The 17,732-nt window shown below is 67.1% G+C and carries 18 protein-coding genes; 13 read left to right on the forward strand and 5 right to left on the reverse strand.

Going from position 1 to position 17,732, the window contains the following annotated elements:
- Positions 1-3 precede the first annotated feature (3 nt).
- Entirely contained in the window at positions 4-762 is a 759-nt protein-coding gene (locus RMCB_RS33115; RefSeq protein WP_062832094.1) for an enoyl-CoA hydratase/isomerase family protein, read from the forward strand.
- Positions 763-851: 89 nt separating this feature from the next.
- On the opposite strand, the gene RMCB_RS33120 is transcribed toward RMCB_RS33115, so the two are convergent.
- Both RMCB_RS33120 and RMCB_RS33125 read right to left on the reverse strand, forming a co-directional pair.
- Complete coding sequence (locus RMCB_RS33120) at positions 852-1,610, reverse strand: SDR family NAD(P)-dependent oxidoreductase (RefSeq protein ID WP_062832095.1); 759 nt, start codon at positions 1,608-1,610, stop codon at positions 852-854.
- A gap of 106 nt (positions 1,611-1,716) precedes the next feature.
- Positions 1,717-2,481, reverse strand: coding sequence for an SDR family NAD(P)-dependent oxidoreductase (locus tag RMCB_RS33125; RefSeq protein ID WP_062832096.1), 765 nt, complete (start codon positions 2,479-2,481; stop codon positions 1,717-1,719).
- A 52-nt stretch (positions 2,482-2,533) separates the two neighbouring features.
- Here RMCB_RS33125 and meaB point away from each other — a divergent pair, with 52 nt between their 5' ends.
- Positions 2,534-3,433, forward strand: coding sequence for a methylmalonyl Co-A mutase-associated GTPase MeaB (gene meaB / locus RMCB_RS33130; protein ID WP_062832097.1), 900 nt, complete (start codon positions 2,534-2,536; stop codon positions 3,431-3,433).
- Here meaB and RMCB_RS33135 read toward each other — a convergent pair.
- From RMCB_RS33135 to RMCB_RS33145, 3 genes are read right to left on the reverse strand one after another with little or no spacing between them, the layout of a single operon-like run.
- Positions 3,422-3,979 carry a TetR/AcrR family transcriptional regulator gene (locus tag RMCB_RS33135; RefSeq protein ID WP_062832098.1) on the reverse strand — a complete coding sequence of 186 codons (558 nt, stop codon included), beginning with the start codon at positions 3,977-3,979 and terminating at the stop codon, positions 3,422-3,424. The two genes, meaB and RMCB_RS33135, sit on opposite strands and share 12 nt — an antisense overlap.
- Positions 3,980-4,007: 28 nt before the next feature.
- The gene (locus RMCB_RS33140; RefSeq protein WP_062832099.1) at positions 4,008-5,621 is read right to left on the reverse strand and encodes an FAD-dependent oxidoreductase; all 1,614 of its coding nucleotides are present in this window, start codon (positions 5,619-5,621) and stop codon (positions 4,008-4,010) included.
- Between the two features lie 14 nt (positions 5,622-5,635).
- Complete coding sequence (locus RMCB_RS33145; protein WP_062832100.1) at positions 5,636-6,349, reverse strand: IclR family transcriptional regulator; 714 nt, start codon at positions 6,347-6,349, stop codon at positions 5,636-5,638.
- A 130-nt stretch (positions 6,350-6,479) separates the two neighbouring features.
- Here RMCB_RS33145 and RMCB_RS33150 point away from each other — a divergent pair, with 130 nt between their 5' ends.
- The 11 genes from RMCB_RS33150 to RMCB_RS33200 all read left to right on the forward strand — a co-directional run bounded on the left by RMCB_RS33150 (position 6,480) and on the right by RMCB_RS33200 (position 17,730).
- Positions 6,480-7,376: an alpha/beta fold hydrolase gene (locus RMCB_RS33150; RefSeq protein ID WP_062832283.1), complete on the forward strand. Its 897-nt coding sequence runs from the start codon at positions 6,480-6,482 to the stop codon at positions 7,374-7,376.
- Entirely contained in the window at positions 7,376-9,067 is a 1,692-nt protein-coding gene (locus RMCB_RS33155) for a bifunctional 3-(3-hydroxy-phenyl)propionate/3-hydroxycinnamic acid hydroxylase (protein WP_062832101.1), read from the forward strand. The genes RMCB_RS33150 and RMCB_RS33155 overlap by 1 nt, the downstream gene beginning before the upstream one ends.
- The gene (locus tag RMCB_RS33160) at positions 8,994-9,938 is read left to right on the forward strand and encodes a 3-carboxyethylcatechol 2,3-dioxygenase (RefSeq protein WP_072278590.1); all 945 of its coding nucleotides are present in this window, start codon (positions 8,994-8,996) and stop codon (positions 9,936-9,938) included. Before RMCB_RS33155 ends, RMCB_RS33160 begins: the two co-directional genes overlap by 74 nt.
- Positions 9,935-11,674 (forward strand): FAD-binding protein, encoded by a 1,740-nt coding sequence (locus RMCB_RS33165; RefSeq protein WP_062832103.1) that lies wholly within the window; start codon positions 9,935-9,937, stop codon positions 11,672-11,674. Before RMCB_RS33160 ends, RMCB_RS33165 begins: the two co-directional genes overlap by 4 nt.
- A gap of 15 nt (positions 11,675-11,689) precedes the next feature.
- Positions 11,690-13,000, forward strand: a complete 1,311-nt coding sequence (locus RMCB_RS33170; RefSeq protein WP_062832104.1) for an LLM class flavin-dependent oxidoreductase — start codon at positions 11,690-11,692, stop codon at positions 12,998-13,000.
- Positions 13,001-13,008: 8 nt separating this feature from the next.
- Positions 13,009-13,818: a coniferyl-alcohol dehydrogenase gene (locus RMCB_RS33175; protein WP_062832105.1), complete on the forward strand. Its 810-nt coding sequence runs from the start codon at positions 13,009-13,011 to the stop codon at positions 13,816-13,818.
- Positions 13,806-14,795, forward strand: coding sequence for a cyclase family protein (locus RMCB_RS33180; RefSeq protein ID WP_062832106.1), 990 nt, complete (start codon positions 13,806-13,808; stop codon positions 14,793-14,795). The genes RMCB_RS33175 and RMCB_RS33180 overlap by 13 nt, the downstream gene beginning before the upstream one ends.
- A 9-nt stretch (positions 14,796-14,804) precedes the next feature.
- On the forward strand, positions 14,805-15,386 hold the full coding sequence (locus RMCB_RS33185) for an NADPH-dependent FMN reductase (protein ID WP_062832107.1): 582 nt from the start codon (positions 14,805-14,807) through the stop codon (positions 15,384-15,386).
- The gene (locus tag RMCB_RS33190) at positions 15,383-16,204 is read left to right on the forward strand and encodes an alpha/beta fold hydrolase (RefSeq protein ID WP_062832108.1); all 822 of its coding nucleotides are present in this window, start codon (positions 15,383-15,385) and stop codon (positions 16,202-16,204) included. The genes RMCB_RS33185 and RMCB_RS33190 overlap by 4 nt, the downstream gene beginning before the upstream one ends.
- On the forward strand, positions 16,201-17,010 hold the full coding sequence (locus RMCB_RS33195; RefSeq protein ID WP_165606360.1) for an SDR family NAD(P)-dependent oxidoreductase: 810 nt from the start codon (positions 16,201-16,203) through the stop codon (positions 17,008-17,010). Before RMCB_RS33190 ends, RMCB_RS33195 begins: the two co-directional genes overlap by 4 nt.
- A gap of 63 nt (positions 17,011-17,073) precedes the next feature.
- Complete coding sequence (locus tag RMCB_RS33200) at positions 17,074-17,730, forward strand: TetR/AcrR family transcriptional regulator (RefSeq protein ID WP_201028383.1); 657 nt, start codon at positions 17,074-17,076, stop codon at positions 17,728-17,730.
- The last annotated feature ends 2 nt before the right edge of the window (positions 17,731-17,732 follow it).

The raw sequence follows: 17,732 nt of genomic DNA on the forward strand, positions 1-17,732 counted from the left end.
CACATGTACGGAATGCCGGACGAAATCGACGTGCAGGCCGACGGCGGCCTGCGCATCATCACGCTGAATCGGCCCGGTGCGCTCAATGCCGTCAACGACAACCTCCATGTCGGGCTGGCGCGGTTGTGGGAGGCGCTCAACGAGGATGCCGATGCGCGTGCTGCGGTGATCACCGGTGCGGGCCAGGCGTTTTCGGCAGGCGGTGACTTCCACTACCTCGATGAGTTGCGCCGCGACGAGGCCTTGCGGCAGAAGACGATCAAGCACGGACGCGATCTCGTCATCGGTATGGTGCGTTGCCGCATCCCGGTGATCGCCGCCGTCAACGGACCGGCGGTGGGGCTCGGCTGCAGCCTGGCTGCGCTGTCCGACATCGTCTACATCGCCGAGAATGCACATTTCGCGGACCCGCACGTGCAGATCGGGCTGGTGGCCGCCGACGGTGGCCCGCTGGTGTGGGGTTCGCAGATCAGTCTGTTGCAGGCCAAGGAATTCGCGTTGACCGGCGTGCGAATCAAACCCCAGCGTGCGGTGGAACTCGGCCTGGCCAACCATGTCGTGGAGGATCCGCTGGCCGAGGCGATCGCGTGTGCGAAGAAGCTCATGGACCTGCCGAGGCAGGCGGTCGAGGCCACCAAGCGGCTGATGAACATCCAGCTCGAGCAACAGGTGATGGCATCCCTCGACTACGCCAACCTTGCGGAGTACGTATCGTTCGGCACCACTGATTTCAACCGGATCGTTGACGGCCTCATCACCTAGCTAGCGGTGGCTAGCTAGCACCGCGAGCGTGCGTGTCTGCTGCCCGACACGCCTTGTCTGGTCAGCATTTCACGCACGCTCGCGCAGCGTCAGCGAGCGAGCTCTTCGGAACGCTGCACAGTACCGGTGATTCCCGCGGCGTCCTGGCCGGCCAACAACACCGCGGCCCGCGCCATGGCCTCGGGCGGTTCCACCATCTCGGGTGGAACCTGCATGCCTGCGCTGCCGGCGTGCCAGCCTTCGGTCAGCACCACCCGCGACGGGCTCAGGCAGTTGACCGCGATGTTGTCGCAGCGCAGGTCTGCGGCCAGCCCGAGATACAGGCGCTCGGCGGCGGCCTTCGAAACCCAGTAGGCGTTGGCGCCGGGCATGTCGACGCCTGTGGTGGTGATGGCGATCAATGAGCCGCCACCGCGAGCCCGGACGTGCGGAATGACCGCCTTGGTCACCAGGAATACTCCGGTGAGGTTCACGTCGAGGCAGAGCTGCCAACGCTTCAGCGGCGTGGTCTCCACGGGCCCGAGCCAGAGCACGCCGGCATTGGCCACCAGGATGTCGATGCCGCCGAACTCCGAAACCGTCGCGGCGACAGCATGGTTCACGGAAGCCTCGCTGGTGACGTCGCAAGGCACGGCAACGGCCCGCCCGCCGGCCTCGACGATCTCCGCAGCCACCGACCCGATGGTGCCCGCAAGCTTGCCCGGTTGTTCGGAGCGTGCCGCGACCGCGACGGCCGACCCCTCGGCGGCCAACGCGCGAGCGATCGTCGCCCCGATGCCACGGCTGGCGCCTGCGACGAACGCGACCTTCCCCGCGAGCGACCCGTGCGGCGCTTCACGCACGCTCATGACCTGTCGAGCGTGCGTGAACTGCTGACAGATACCGGCGTGTCGTGGGACAGACACGCACGCTCGCGGTGCAAGGGGGGCACCCGGTGCAAGGGGGTGCACGCGGTCACTTCGGAGGGAACCGGAGTGCCCCGTCGAGGCGAATGACTTCGCCGTTGAGGTAGTCGTTTTCGATCACGCTCTGCGCCAGCTGCGCGTATTCCACCGAACGGCCCATGCGCTTGGGGAACGGCACCTGCGGACCCCAGTACTGCTCGAGTTGGTCGGCCGCCTTGCCGTATGCCGGGGTGTTGATGGTGCCGGGCGCGATGGTCACGACGCGTATGCCCAGCGGGGACAGATCCCGCGCGGCGACGAGGGTCATGCCCAGCACACCGCCCTTGGCCGCGGAGTAGGGCAGTTGGCCGATCTGACCTTCGTACCCGGCGATGGAGGCCGTGTTGACGATGACTCCACGGCCACCCTCGTCGAGAGGCTCCATCTTGGCGATCGCCGCCGCCGACAGCCGCATCACGTTGAACACCGCGGTCAGATAGAACTCGATGGTCTTCTTGAAGCCGTCGAGGTCCAGAGGCGAGCCGTCCTTACCGACCAGCCGGCCACCGCTGGCCGGGCCGCCGTGCGTGTCGACGGAGATGCGCAGCGGCCCAAGTGATTCCGCCTCGGTTATGGCGGCGAGCACCGAGTTCTCCGAGGTGGCGTCGGTGGGGACGTAGCGAATGCCCAGCTCCCTCTCCAGTGCGGCGCCTTTGTCGTCGGCAAGGTCGGCGACGACCACCTTGGCGCCTGCGCCGTGCAACCGGCGGACGGTCGCCTCGCCCAGTCCGCCCGCCCCGCCGACGACGATCGCGGAGCTACCGGCGATCTGCATAGGGTTCCCCTTCTTGCAATTAGTACTCTCAGTGACTGAGAATAACATTCTCATGCCGGGTGAACCAGTACGACCTTCGACTGTCGAAGAGCTCATCGCCGCCGCGCGCAGCGGATCGTTGCGCGCCACCGGCCGGTTGCTGAGCCTGGTCGAAAGTGACTGCCGGAGCCAGGTTTTGGCGGCCATCGGTACTCGGACACCGGCCCCCCGCGTCATCGGAATCACGGGTCCGCCCGGGGCGGGCAAGTCGACCACCGTCGCAGCGATGGTCGGCGCCTACCGTGCCACGGGCTTGCGCGTGGCGGTGCTGGCCGTCGACCCGTCCTCTCCGTACAGCGGCGGCGCCCTGTTGGGTGATCGCATCCGGATGGCTGCCCACATCAACGATCCCGACGTGTTGATCCGTTCGGTGGCTACCCGCGGGCACCTGGGCGGTCTGGCCGCCGCGGTGCCTGCTGCGATCCGGTTGCTGGCGGCGTTGTCGTACGACCTCGTCGTGTTGGAGACGGTCGGCGTCGGGCAGTCCGAGATCGAGATCGCCGCCGTCGCGGATCCCACGGTGGTGATCCTCAATCCCGGTGCCGGGGATGCCGTGCAAGCCGCCAAGGCCGGTCTGCTTGAGGTCGCCGATCTGGTGGTGGTCAACAAAGCCGACCGCGACGGCGCCGACCAGACCGTGCGCGACCTGCGCGCCGAGACGACTGTTCCGGTGCTCAAACTCGTTGCCGCACAAGGGGAGGGGCTTGCCGGATTGGTGCAGGCGATCGATGCCCACCACCGCGCCGACACCTCCGAGCGGCGCACCGCCCGGGCCCGCGCACAGATCCTGTCGCTGGCTCAGACCCTGTTGCGCAACCACGCCGAGCTGGACCGGTTGGCGCTCGCGGTGGCCGACGGCAGCAGCGATGCCTACACCGCGGCGGCGCGGTTGATCGCGGATTCAGGCGGGTAGCGCGACGATACGCCGCATGGTCTGCAGCAGCTCGGTGCGCAGCGTCTCGTCGTCGATATCGGCCACGAGCGGGTGCATGACCGCGACACTGATCACCCCGGAGAGCATGGCGGCATGTACGCGCGCCGTGGTGCCCGAACCGCCGCCGAGCAGTGCGGCGTAGAGCCGCTCGATGAACTGCTGAAACGGTTGGTGTTCGGCGAGCAGTCGTACGACGACCGGATCGAATTGCAGTGTGCTAGCTGCCCGCCGGCGCGCGACGGCCATCTCGATGATCCGGGTCAGCAGGACCTCCCGGGCCCGCACGGGCGAGCCTTGGGCCTCGGCCGCCTCCAGGGCGTCCTCCAGCTGACCGAGTTCACGTTCGGTCAGCGCGATGACGATGGCTTCTTTCGTCTTGAACTGGTGGTATACCGCGGCTTTCGTGACGCCGATGGTGTCGGCGATCATCTGCAGCGACGTGCCGCCGACACCGTGCTCGGAGATGAGCTCCAGCGCCGCATCGAGGATGCGGGTCTGTGCAGCACTGCGTGGCGTCCCGAGCATCCACCGAGGGTAGCCGACCGGCTATATGTCAGGAGACGGACTTACCTGTCGCTGCCGTGTAGCCGCTGCGGAACCCGAACACCATGGCGGGCCCGAGAGTTCCGCCCGCGCCGCCGTAGGCCTTGCCCGTCACACCGGCCATGGCATTACCCGCGGCGAACAGGCCGGGGATCGGCGCCCCGCTGACATGCAGGACGCGCCCGTCCCGGTCGGTGCGCGGGCCGCCTTTGGTGCCCATCGCTCCGATCGTGACCGGCACTGCGTAGTACGGGGCGGTGTCGATCGGGCCGAGTGTCCGACTGGCCGGCGTCGGCGCCGACGTGTCACCCCAGTAGCCGTCGTAGGCGCTGGAACCACGCCCGAAGTCCGGATCGACCTCGCGCGCGACGTTCTCGTTCCAGGACTGCAGGGTGGCGGCCAGGCCTTCTGGATCGATGCCCGTCTTGGCGCCGAGTTCGCTCACATCGGCCGACGGCGAAAACCATTCGGGCACCGGCTCGCCCGGGGAGACACCCAGGAAACCGTAGCGATGCAGGTGGTTTGAGTCGAAGACGATCCAGCCGGGATCGTTGGCATATCCGGTTGTCGGATCCAGGTATTGGAACGGCCCTGCCATCGAGTTGTATTCGCCTGCCTCGTTGAGGAAGCGCCTGCCCGCGCGGTTGACGATGATGCTGCGCGGCCGCGTGCGTTCCAGCCGCACGCTGCGGCTGCGTGGGTGACCATCGATGGTGTCGCCGGGAATCTGCACGACCGGCACCCACCAGGCTTCGCCCATGTTCGCCAGATCCGCGCCGTGTGCCATCGCCATCCTCAGCCCGTCCCCGGTGTTGTTGGGTGGCGATACCGGACCGTGCATCGGCCCGCGCAGGTACGCCTCGACCAGCCTTGGGTCCCACTCGAACCCGCCGGTGGCCAGCACCACGCCGCCCCGCGCACGCACGCGAATGTCTGTGCCGTCAACGGTGATTCGGGCTCCCGCGATCTCTGTGGAGTCGCCGATCAGCTCGACTGCGCGGGCGCCGGTGATCGGCTGCACGCCCAAATCGACCAGGCCGCGGACCAGGCCGGCGATCAACGCCGTACCCGCTACGCACAAGTCGGCATCGGGGTCGTCATGGCCGGCGTGGATACGCGCGCGGGTCTCGGCGTCGATGCCGACGTTGCTGAAATCGGCTGGGAACGATGTGATCCGGTCCCGCCACGGGCCGAGCCGGGCGAGGTCGACGGGTCCCGCACTCAACGAGCGTCCGCCGCCGGGCCGCCCGCCGGGCAGCTCCGGTTTGTAATCGGGAAAGCCCTCGGCGACGGCGAACCGCAGCTCGCTGTGTTCCTCGACGAAATCGAGCATGCCGGCGCCGGTGCGCACGAAGGTCTCGACCAGTTCGTCGTCCATGTAGCCCAGTGCCTGCGCGCGCAGGTAGGCGAGTGCGTCGGAGACCGGAAGCGGGCCGTCGGCGCTGCGGTCGTGGGCGGGGATCCAGACGATGCCACCCGATACCGCCGTGGTTCCGCCCACGGTGGCGGCCTTCTCGTAGACGGCGACTGTGGCGCCGTTGACGGCGGCGGCCAGGGCTGCCGTCAGACCGGCGCCTCCGCTGCCCAGTACCACGACATCGGCCTCGTCGTCCCAATCTGTCATCGCTGCATGGCCTTTCAGTACAGGATTGCGGACAGTTCATGTGCGGCGCGCACCACCGCGTCCTTACCGCCGAGGACGACGTCCTCGCGGTGCGAGATCAGGTTGACGCACGTGGGTGGTGACGGCGCGCGCCTGCGGACCGGCACCGCCAGCCCGAAGGTGTTCGGCTCGATCTCGCCGTGGGTGATGACCCAGCCTTGTTCGCGGGTCTGGCGAACCAGGTCGCGTTCCCCGGGGCGCGGTGCCATGCTGGCCAGCAACGCCACGCCTGCGGCACCCAGTTCCAGCGGATGCCGGCTGCCCTCGTGGAACGAGAGTTGGTAGAAGACCTGGGTCGGCGTGAGCACCGCAACCGCCACCTGCTGGTCGCCTTCGGCCACCAGGAGCGACACCGTGGTGCCGAGTTCGTCGGCCAGTGCGCGCAGCGTCGGCACGCACAGCTGACGCAAGTTGTTGTCGAACGACGAGCCGAGCACCGCCAGTGCCGCCGCGGGGCGGTATCTGCCGTCGTCTCCCTTTGCGACGTAACGGAATTGACTCAATGTCGCCAGCAGCCGGTAGGCGATGGTGCGGTGGGCGCCGAGATGGTCGGCGACCTGTTGAACGGTCAATCCGCCAGGGGCGTCGGCGATCGCCTGTAGGGCACTCAAACCGCGGGCCAGCGTCTGTGATCCGGGGACGCCGTTGGGTGCAGCGTCGGTCGTGGGATGACTGACCCGGTTCGGCATCGTGCCCCTCCTTGACAGAGATGTCGTCGAGAGTAATGCTCTGACAATAATGCACAAGCATGTGCGGTAAATGAGCACAGTGCTTACCGAGATAGAGAACGAGGTTCTCGTCAGCTCCAGAGAGGGGATCATGACAAGCACTGCAGCGGTGCCGGTGACCCGTCCTGCCGAGTTCGAGAGCGTATGGAGCGATCTCCAGGGTGTCGCGTTCTCCCAGGGCTATCTCGACGTCGCAGGCGTGCGTACGCGCTACCTCCATGCCGGAGACGAGGCATTGCCGGCGCTGGTCCTGCTGCACGGGTCGGGTGGTCACGCCGAGGCCTACGTGCGCAACCTCGCGTCGCACGCCGAGCACTTCTCGACGTGGTCGATCGACATGCTCGGGCACGGCTATACCGACAAGCCCGGCCATCCGCTCGAAGTGGCGCACTACGTCGAGCATCTGATCGGCTGCCTCGACACGATCGGCGCTCGGCGGGCCCACATCTCGGGCGAATCACTCGGCGGCTGGGTGGCGGCCCGGGCAGCCGTCGACCATCCCGACCGGGTCGACCGGCTGGTGCTCAACACCGCCGGTGGTTCCCAGGCCGACCCCGCGGTGATGAAGCGCATCGTCACCTTGTCCATGGCCGCAGCTGAGAATCCGACCTGGGAAACGGTGCAGGCCCGCATCAAGTGGCTGATGGCCGACAAGACCAAGGATTATGACGACATCGTGGCCAGTCGCAGGCGCATCTACCGCCAGCCGGGCTTCGTCGCCGCGATGAGCGACATCATGGCGCTGCAAGATCCCGCCATCAGGGCTCGAAACCTCCTGGGGCCCAAAGAATACGGTTCGATCACCGCGCCGACGCTGGTGGTGTGGACCAGTGACGATCCGACCGCCGATGTCGCCGAGGGGCGCCGCATCGCCGACATGATCCCCGGCGCCCGGTTCGAGGTGATGCCGGGATGCGGACACTGGCCGCAGTACGAGGACCCCGACACCTTCAACCGGCTGCACCTGGATTTCCTGTTGGGGCACTAGTGGCCGACGAACTTGCACCCGACTACGACGTTGTCATCGTCGGCGCAGGCCCGGTGGGCCTGACGCTGGCGAACATCCTTGGTCTGCAAGGTGTTCGAACTCTCGTAGTCGATGAGCGCGACACGCTCATCGACTACCCGCGCGGAGTCGGACTGGACGACGAGTCACTGCGGACGTTCCAGTCGATCGGCCTCGTCGAGGCGATCCTGCCGCACACGGTGCCCAACCAGATCCTGCGGTTCTACGACGGCAAACGACGGCTGCTGGCCGAAATGTCACCTGCCGACGCGCGGTTCGGATGGCCGAAGCGCAACGGCTTCGTGCAGCCGATGGTCGATGCGCAGCTGCTGGCCGGCCTGGACCGTTTCGACCATGTTCAGGTGGCATGGAGCCGGCGGATGGATTCGGCCACCCAGACCGACGACGGCGTGACCGTGCACCTCGGCCCCGACACCGTGCAGGCGAGGTACCTGGTCGGGTGCGACGGCGGACGCAGCGCCACCCGGCATCTGATGGGCGTGTCCTTCGACGGCACCACCTCGGCCACCCGCTGGGTGGTCATCGATCTGGCCAATGACCCACTGGGACACCCGAACAGCGAAGTGGGTGCCGACCCCGGGCGACCCTACGCGTCGATCTCCATCGCGCACGGCATCCGGCGCTTCGAGTTCATGATCCATGCCGACGAAACCGATCAGCAGGCCGAAGATCCCGCGTTCATGGCGAGGCTGCTCGCGCCGTTCGTCCCACATCCCGAGCGGGTCGACGTGATCCGGCAGCGCGTCTACACCCATCATTCCCGCATCGCCGGTGCGTTCCGGGCCGGGCGGTTGCTGCTCGCCGGGGACGCCGCCCACCTGATGCCGGTCTGGCAGGGGCAGGGCTACAACAGCGGCATCCGCGACGCGGCCAACCTCGGCTGGAAGCTGGCCGCGGTGGTCAACGGGCAGGCCGCTGACCCGCTGCTCGACAGTTACGACGTCGAACGGCGCAAGCACGCGCGCGCCATGATCGACCTGTCCACGATGGTCGGCCGTGTCATCTCGCCCACCAATCGGCGTGTCGCGGCAGTACGGGACCGGCTGATCCGCGGTGCCTCGGTGGTGCCCGCGCTCAAGCGCTATGTGCTGGAGATGCGGTTCAAGCCGATGCCGCGCTACGACCAGGGTGCGGTCCACCACCCGAAGCCACCGAGCCCGACCTCCCCGGTGGGCACCTTGTTCATCCAGCCCCGCGTCGATACCCGCGAGCAGTGCGATGTGCTGCTCGACGACGTGATCGGACCGGGTTTCGCAGTGCTGTGCTGGAACAACAACCCGCAGGCGGTGCTGGGTGCAGAGGCGTTCGGCCAGTGGAAGGCGCTGGGCGCCACCTTCATTGCCGCGCGGCCTCAGACGCAGCTGCACTGGGACGCCGATCACGAACAGGCCGATCCGAACGTCGTGATCGTCGGCGACCGCACCGGCGCGCTCAAGTCCTGGTTCGACGCTCGCACCGAATCGGTACTGGTGATCCGCCCCGACCGGTGCATCGCCGGAGCCGACATCGCCCAGCGCGCACCAGAACTGAGCGCCGCCGTGTTCGACGTGCTGCACGTGACGCGGATGGGAGGTGACGATGCCGATCGCCCTGTGCTGTATGTCCCACAGCCCGCTGCTGAATCTTCCGGGGCCGCCGCAGGATCTGCTTGACGACATCGCGTCCGGGCTCGACGCAGCTCGCTCGTTCGTCGCCGACTTCGACCCGCAACTGGTCGTCACGTTCTCGCCCGACCACTACAACGGCTTCTTCTACCGGCTGATGCCGCCGTTCTGCATCGGTACCGCCGCTTGCGGTGTCGGTGACTATGGAACCCATGAGGGCCCGCTCGACGTCGCCGCGGACGTCGCCGAGGCGTGCGCGCAGGCCTGCTGGGAAGCCGGTGTGGACGTTGCCGTTTCGTCGAGTATGGACGTCGACCACGGCACCGTGCAGCCGCTGCAGGAACTGTTCGGCGATGCGTCGGCGCACCCGGTGGTGCCGATCTTCATCAACTCGGTGGCCACTCCGCTGGGCCCGTTGGCGCGGACCCGGGCGCTGGGCGCTGCGGTAGGGACTTACCTCTCGACCCTGGACCTGCGCGTGTTGGTACTGGGATCCGGTGGGCTCTCCCACGATCCACCGGTGCCGACGCTGGCGACCGCGCCTGCCGCGGCGCTGGAGCGGATCGTGCACGGGGCCGCGATGACGCCCGAGCAACGGCTGGCGCGGCAGGCCGCGGTGTGCCAGGCCGCGGAGGACTTCGCCCGCGGTCAGAGCCCGTTGCGCCCGCTCAACCCGGACTGGGATCGCAGTCTGCTCGACATCTTCGACGACGGCAGGCTCGCTGATCTGGACGGCTGGTCCAACACGTTCATCGCGGCGGAGGGCGGCAACTCGGCCCACGAGATCCGCACCTGGCTGGCCGCGTTCGCCGCGCTCGCCGCCGCCGGACTCTATCGGACCGGTAACCACTTCTACCGGGCGGCACCGGAATTGATAGCAGGCTTCGCGATCAGGACGGCGGTACCCAGCGCATCATGACCTCAGAACAGTTCGACCACACCGTGGATCTGCTGGTGATCGGCTCCGGCGCGGGCGGCATGACCGCTGCGCTGACCGCCGACGCGAGCGGGCTCGACACGCTCGTCGTCGAAAAGTCGCCCCAGTTCGGCGGATCCACCGCCCTGTCCGGCGGTGGTATCTGGGTGCCGGGCGCACCCGCACAGCGTCGAGCGGGGTACGCGCCGTCGCCGGATGGTGTGTTCGACTACCTCAAGCAGATCACCGAGGGAACGGTCAGCGACGCTCGGTTACGTCAGTACGTGAGCGCCGCACCCGAGATGATGGATTTCCTGGAGCGCACCAGTCACTGGTTCGAGTTCGTCTGGAAGCCCGGCTATGCCGATTATTACCCGGAGCTGCCGGGCGGGTCCGCACAGGGCAGCACCATCAACGTGCCCGCCATCGACCTGCGCAAGCTCGGTGCCGACGAACGCCACCTGCTGACCCCGCTGGCCCTGGCACCGGAAGGAATCTGGTTCGCCCCCAAGGACCTTCGGCTCTTCTACCAAATCCGGCAGAACTGGCGCGGCAAGGCCGTGTTGATGAAGCTGATCTGGCGGATGTTTCGCGCCCGGGTGTTCGGCGACCGGATGGCCGCCATCGGCCAGTCACTGGCCGCCCGGATGCGGCTGGCCATGAAACAGCATCACATCCCACTGTGGCTCGACACGCCGATGACCGACCTGATCACCGGCCCGGACGGCGAAGTGCTCGGCGCGGTCGTGCAACGCGATGGGCAGCCGCTGCGGATCCGGGCCCGCCGCGGAGTGGTCCTGGCCTCGGGCGGTTTCGATCACGACATGGCCTGGCGCAAAGAGCATCTGTCGGTCCTGGAGAAGGATTGGAGCTTCGGCAACCCCGCGTCCACCGGTGACGGCATCCGGGCCGGGGAAAGGATCGGTGCGGCAACCGATCTTCTTGACGAGGCGTGGTGGTTCCCGGCGATCTGCTGGCCCGACGGACGGCTGCAGTTCATGCTCAACGAGCGGATGATGCCGTCACAGTTCGTCGTCAACGGTGAGGGCAAGCGATTCATCAACGAAGCGGCGCCGTATATGGATTTCGCGCACGCGATGATCGCTGGTCAGCAGGGCGGGGTCACCCACATCCCGTGCTGGCTGATCACCGACATCGCCTCGTTCCATCGCTATGTGGTGGCCGGGCACCTGCCGATCCCCAAGATCCCGTTCGCGCCGGTGCCCACCGGACGCAAGGTCCCGCAGTCGTGGCTGGACTCCGGTGTGGTGATGCAGGCGCACAGCTGGGACGAGTTGGCCCGCAGGATCGGTGTGCCACCGGACAATCTGCGGGCCACGGCCGAGCGATTCAACCGGTTGGCGCGTGCGGGTCACGACGACGATTTCAACCGGGGTGACAGTGCCTACGACAACTACTACGGCGACCCGACGCTGCCCAACCCGAATCTGCGCCCACTCGGCAAACCGCCGTACTACGCGTTCCAGATCATCCTGGGTGATCTCGGCACCTCCGGCGGGCTGCGCACCGATGAACACGCCCGGGTGCTGCGGACCGACGGCACGGTGATCGACGGGCTCTACGCGGTGGGCAATGTGTCCGCGGCGGTGATGGGCCGCAGCTACGCCGGTGCCGGGGCCACCATCGGGCCGGCCATGACGTTCGGGTACGTCGCGGCCAGGCACGCGGCCGCAGCCGCCGCAGCCGCCGAAAGCTCACTGCAGCAACAGATTTCCTAAGAGGAGAAGGACAACATGAAGATCTCGCTGTTCTATGAGTTCCCGCTGCCCCGACCCTGGTCGGAGGATGACGAACATCAGCTGTTCCAGCACGGTCTGACCGAGGTGGAGGCCGCCGATAAGGCCGGGTTCTCCACGGTGTGGCTCACCGAGCACCACTTCCTCGAGGAGTACTGCCACTCGACGGCGCCGGAGATGTTCCTGGCCGCGGCGAGCCAGCGCACCAAGGACATCCGACTCGGCTTCGGTGTCATGCACCTACCGCCGCCCATCAACCACCCTGCCCGCATCGCCGAGCGGGTCGCCACGCTGGATCACCTGTCCAACGGGCGCGTCGAATTCGGCACGGGTGAGGGTTCCTCGGTCGCCGAACTCGGCGGCTTCGACATCGACCCGGCCGACAAGCGCACCATGTGGGAAGAAGCGCTTGAGGTGTCGATTCGCTGTATGACGGAGGCGCCGTTCACGGGCTTCAAGGGCGAACACGTCGAGATGCCTGCCCGCAATGTCATCCCGAAGCCGCTACAGAGCCCGCATCCACCCGTGTGGGTGGCCTGCACCCGTCCCTCGTCGGTGCAGATGGCTGCGCAGAAAGCCATCGGCGCCCTGAGTTTCGCGTACACCGGGCCCGAAGCGCTCAAAGAACGCGTGGCCGGCTATTACCGGGAATTCGAGGACAAGGGCACCCCGGTGACTCCGGCGATCAATCCCAACGTGCTCGCCATCGGCGGTGATCTGTCGATGATGGTCGCCCGCAGCGACGAAGAGGCGCTCAAACGGCTCGGTATCGGCGGCGGCTTCTTCTCGTTCGGAATCATGCACTACTACCTGACCGGCATGCACACCCCCGGGCGCACCAAGGTCTGGGAGCGTTACGAGCAAGCGGTCAAAGAAGATCCGACGCTGGCGTACGGGCCGGGCCGCGGTGCCATCGGCTCTCCGGACACCGTGCGGGAGTTCCTCCGCGGCTACGAGGACAGTGGAGTCGACGAGATCATCCTGCTGCTCAACCCCCGCAGCCACGAGGGCACGATGGAATCCATCGAGATCATGGGCAGGGAGATCTTGCCCGAATTCATCGAACGGGACGCCAAAGCCGTTGCCGCCAAGGCCAAGCGGCTGCAACCCGTGATCGAGAAGGTGCAGGCCCGCAGGCAACCCTCCGAAGCGCCGCTGTTCGACGAGACGTATTCGTTCGGTGGTCTGCCGACCGGTCGCGGTGGCAAGTTCACCGCAGGGGAGATCCCCGAGGCCATGGCCGAGATCAACGAAGGGCGGGTGAAGGCGGCCCAGGCCGAGAAAGCTGCCCGCGACGCGGCACGTTGACCACCGACATGTGGCGCTATGACGGCCGCCGCGTCGTCGTCACCGGATGCGCGTCGGGGATCGGCGCGCATCTCGCGGCACAGCTGACCCAGCTGGGGGCGCACGTCACGGGCCTGGATCTGCGCCGGCCCGAACATCTTCCGGCACGCTTCGTCGAGGTCGACTTCGCCGATGCAGAGTCCATCGATGCCGCCGTCTCGGCCGTGGACGGTCCCGTCGACGCGCTGTTCAACGTCGCCGGGGTGTCTTCCGGGATCGGCAAACCGGTGCTGGTGGTCACCGTCAACTTCCTCGGCATGCGGCACTTCACCGAGGCGCTGTTGCCCAAGATGCCCGATGGTGCGGCGATCGCCAACGTGTCGTCCCTGGCGGCCGCGAACTACCGGGAAAACGCGGACCAGACGGCGGGCCTGTTGGCCACCACGTCGATGGCGGACGGCATCGCCTGGTGCGAGGCTCATCCCGACGCGCTGGCAGACGGTGGTTACCGGCTGTCGAAGGAGGCGATCATCCTCTACGGGATGACGCGGGCACTCGCCTTGGGAAACCGCGGTATCCGGATCAACTGCACCGGGCCGGGTGTCACCGACACCCCGATCCTGGACCAGCTGCGCGGTGCGTATGGCCAGGACTATCTGGACGCGTTTCCCAAACGTCTGGGCCGCGTGTGCCGTCCCGACGAGCAGGCATCGGTCCTGGCCTTTCTCAACAGCCAAGCCGCAAGCTACATTTCCGGGCAAGTCATCTGGGTCGACGGTGGAACCCTCGCCGGCAGGATCGCGGCAACCCTGAAGGGGGAGCACCAGTGGCCGACATGACCGAGTTTCGCCGCGTCGCCGACGATGTTCGTAACTGGGGACGCTGGGGCGACGGGGACGAACTGGGCACGCTGAACTTCATCACGGCCGACAAGGTCGCCGAGGCGGCCGGCCTCGTCAAGCACGGCAAGGTGTTTCCGCTCGGCGTCGACTTCGGTTCGTCGGGCCCGCAGGGGGCGTTCCATTTTCGGCAGAACCCCACCCACGTGATGACCGTCGACGGGGGTGACACCAACACGCTGTTGGAGTACGGGCCCAAATGGCTGCAGAACCCGGCGGCCGGACAACTGGCGGGCTATTTCGCCGGTAACCCGATGCGGTTCAACGACGACCTGATCATCATGCCGCTGCAAGCCGCCACCCAGTGGGACGCCTTGTCGCATGTGTACTACGAAGAGCAGCTGTACAACGGTTTTCCGGCGAAATCGGTGACGAGTGCCGGGGCCTTCCACTGTGGCATCGACAAGGTGGACGGCAAGGGCATCACCTCGCGCGGTGTCCTGCTGGACATCGTGCGCTTGCGCGGTGCCGACACATACTGCCCGTTGGGTGACCCGATCATGCCGGGTGAGCTCGACGCGGCTGCCCGCAGCCAGGGTGTGCAGGTGCGGCGCGGCGACATCGTTCTGGTCCGAACTGGCTGGTGGGCAAGGTTTTTGCAGACCGGCGACGGGGCCGAACCGGGGGCCGGGCTGGACTGGACGTGCGCCTCGTGGTTGCACGATCACGAGGTGGCGGCCGTGGCTGCCGACAATCTGATGGTCGAGAACCCGGCGTCCGGGGTCGACGGTGCGTTCCTGCCGATGCACATGCTGTGCCTGCGCGACATGGGCCTCATGCTCGGCGAGTACTGGGACCTCACCGCACTGGCCGCCGACTGCGCCGCCGACGGGGTATACGAATTTCAACTCGTCGCGCCGCCACTGCGCGTCACCGGAGCGGTGGGTTCTCCGGTGAATCCCATTGCGATCAAATGAGGAGAGAGCATGACGCCGACCGACAGAGCACCGTTTGTCGTAGGTCTCGGCGGCACCTTGCGCGCCCGGTCCTCGACTGAACGCGCACTGCGATACTGCCTGGAATCGGTACAGCGCCATGGCGGTGAGGTCAGGATGTTCGCGGGCCCCGACCTGGAGTTGCCGATGTACGAGCCGCAATCGCTGGCCCGCACGCCCGCCGCACTGGAGCTCGTGAAAGCGCTGCGCGACGCCGACGCCGTGGTGGTGGCATCACCGGGCTACCACGGCGCTGTCTCGGGTCTGGTCAAGAACGCGTTGGACTACATCGAAGACCTCCGCGAGGATCCCCGCGTCTATCTGGACAACACCCCCTGGGGCTGTATCAGCTGTGCGTACGGCTGGCAGGCCGCGGTCGGCACGTTGGGCCAGCTGCGGTCCATCGGCCACGCCTTGCGCGCCTGGCCGACGCCGCTCGGCGTCGCGATCAACTCCGCCGAGCAGATCTGGTCCGACAGCGGGGAACTGACCGATGGCCCCGTGCGCGACCAGCTCGACCTGCTGGCCACTCAGCTGCTCAACTTCGCTGTTTCCGGCACGGGTGCCCAATGACCTACCGGCGACGCAGCATCGAGGTCGACGGGCTCGTCACCAGCTATCTGGAGGCGGGCAGCGGCGATCCGGTGGTGCTGCTGCACGGCGGAGAGTTCGGGGCGAATGCCGAACTGGGCTGGGAACACACCATTGCCGCCCTCGCCGAGAACCACCGGGTGCTGGCGCCGGACATGCTGGGCTTTGGGGAGAGCGCCAAGGTTGTCGACTTCACCGACGGGCGCGGCATGCGGATCCGGCACATCGCCCGGTTCTGTGCCGAATTGGGCATCGATTCCGCGCATTTCGTGGGCAACTCGATGGGAGCCGTCAATCTGCTGGTCGATCTGACCTCGACCCACCCCAGGCTTCCCGCGCGATCTTTGGTGGCGATCTGCGGGGGCGGGGACATCCAGCGCAACGAGCACAGCAGCGCGCTCTACGAGTATGACGCCACCTTCGACGGCATGCGGCGCATCGTCGCCGCGTTGTTCGCCGACCCCGCCTATCCGGCCGACGATGCGTATGTGCGGCGACGGTATGAATCGAGCATCACTCCGGGAGCCTGGGAAGCCCTGGCGGCGGCCAGGTTTCGCCGTCCCGGTCTTGAACCGCCACCGCCACCGTCGTCGCAGCGGGCCTACGATCGTATCGGCATCCCGACGCTGGTCGTCGAGGGCGCCTGCGACAAGCTGCTTCCCGCGGGCTGGGCCGCCGCGACCGCCGGTCACATCGCCGGGGCCCGCAGCACGGTGATCCCCGAAGCGGGGCACTGCCCGCAGATCGAACGACCCGCGGCGCTCAACGCGGTGCTGGTGAACTTCTTGAAAGAGGTGTGATGAACGAGCTGGCGCGAAAGGTCGCGGTGATCACCGGCGGCGCGGCGGGACTCGGCGAGGGGCTGGTGCGCCGGTTCGCCGCCGAAGGCGCACGGGTGATGATCGGTGATGTCGAAAAGGACCGCGGCGCAGCGCTGGCGGCCGAGCTGGGGGACGGCACGTCATTCCTGACCACCGACGTGGCAGACCCCGAGCAGGTCGGTGCGTTGATTGCCGCCGCGGTCGAGCGGTTCGGCGGCCTGGACATCATGGTGAACAACGCCGGGGTGTCGGGCACGATGCACCGGCGCTTCATGGACGACGATCTCGCGGACTTCCACCACGTGATGGGGGTCAACGTGCTGGGCGTGATGGCAGGCACCCGTGATGCGGCCCGGCACATGTCTGCCCACGGCGGCGGCTCGATCATCAACCTGACGTCGATCGGCGGGATCCAGGCCGGAGGCGGCGTGATGACCTACCGGGCCTCCAAGGCCGCCGTCATCCAGTTCACCAAATCCGCGGCGATCGAACTGGCACACCACGAGATTCGCGTCAACGCCATCGCGCCGGGCAATATTCGCACGGCCATCGTGGCGAAATCTGCCTCGGCCGAGGATCGAGAACGCATCGAGCAGTTCGAAGAGGGGATCCGGGCACAGATGCGAGCGGATCGTCCGCTCAAGCGAGAGGGGACCGTCGACGACGTCGCCGAGGCGGCGCTGTACTTCGCCGGCGACCGGTCACGTTACGTCACTGGCACCGTGCTGCCGGTCGACGGCGGCACCGTGGCGGGCAAGGTCATCGTCCGCAAGGAGAAGCCTTGAGGCCGTCTCAGTGAATTAAATCAACTGCTTGACTTAGTGACACTATGGGCGTTGACTGTAACGGTGACCACAGCCAGTCGGACGGCTCGGGCCGAGCGGGTCAGCTCCACGCAGGAGGCCATCCTCAAAGCGGCTGAACGGCTTTACGCCGAGCATGGCGTGTTCGCGGTGTCCAACCGTCAGGTCAGTGAGGCGGCAGGGCAAGGCAACAACGCCGCGGTCGGCTACCACTTCGGCACCAAGACCGACCTGGTCCGGGCCATCGAGCACAAGCACCGCGGCCCCATCGAGGAGATTCGCGAACACATGGTCGCCGACTTGGGCGGCTCGCCGGATCTGCGGGACTGGGTGAGTTGCCTGGTGCGTCCGCTCACCGATCATCTCGCCGCGCTGGGTAATCCGACCTGGTACGCGCGCTTTGCCGCTCAGGTGATGACGGACCCGGCCTACCACGACATCATCGTCAGGGACGCATTGAGCAGTCCGTCGCTGGTTGAGGTGATCGACGGCATGACGAACTGCCTGCCCGAGCTACCCGCCGACGTCCGCGCCGAACGCAACATCATGGCGCGAAACCTGTTGATGCACAGCTGCGCAGACCGTGAACGCGGCCTGGCCCGGGGGGCGAGTGTGCCGCGGGCATCGTGGTCGGACGCAGCCTCGGGGCTCGTCGATGCCATCGTCGGACTCTGGCGGGCTCCGGTCACCCAGGAAGGCTGAAC

It is taken from the genome of Mycolicibacterium brisbanense (assembly GCF_001570425.1).
In the GTDB taxonomy this organism is placed as follows: Bacteria; Actinomycetota; Actinomycetes; order Mycobacteriales; family Mycobacteriaceae; genus Mycobacterium; species Mycobacterium brisbanense.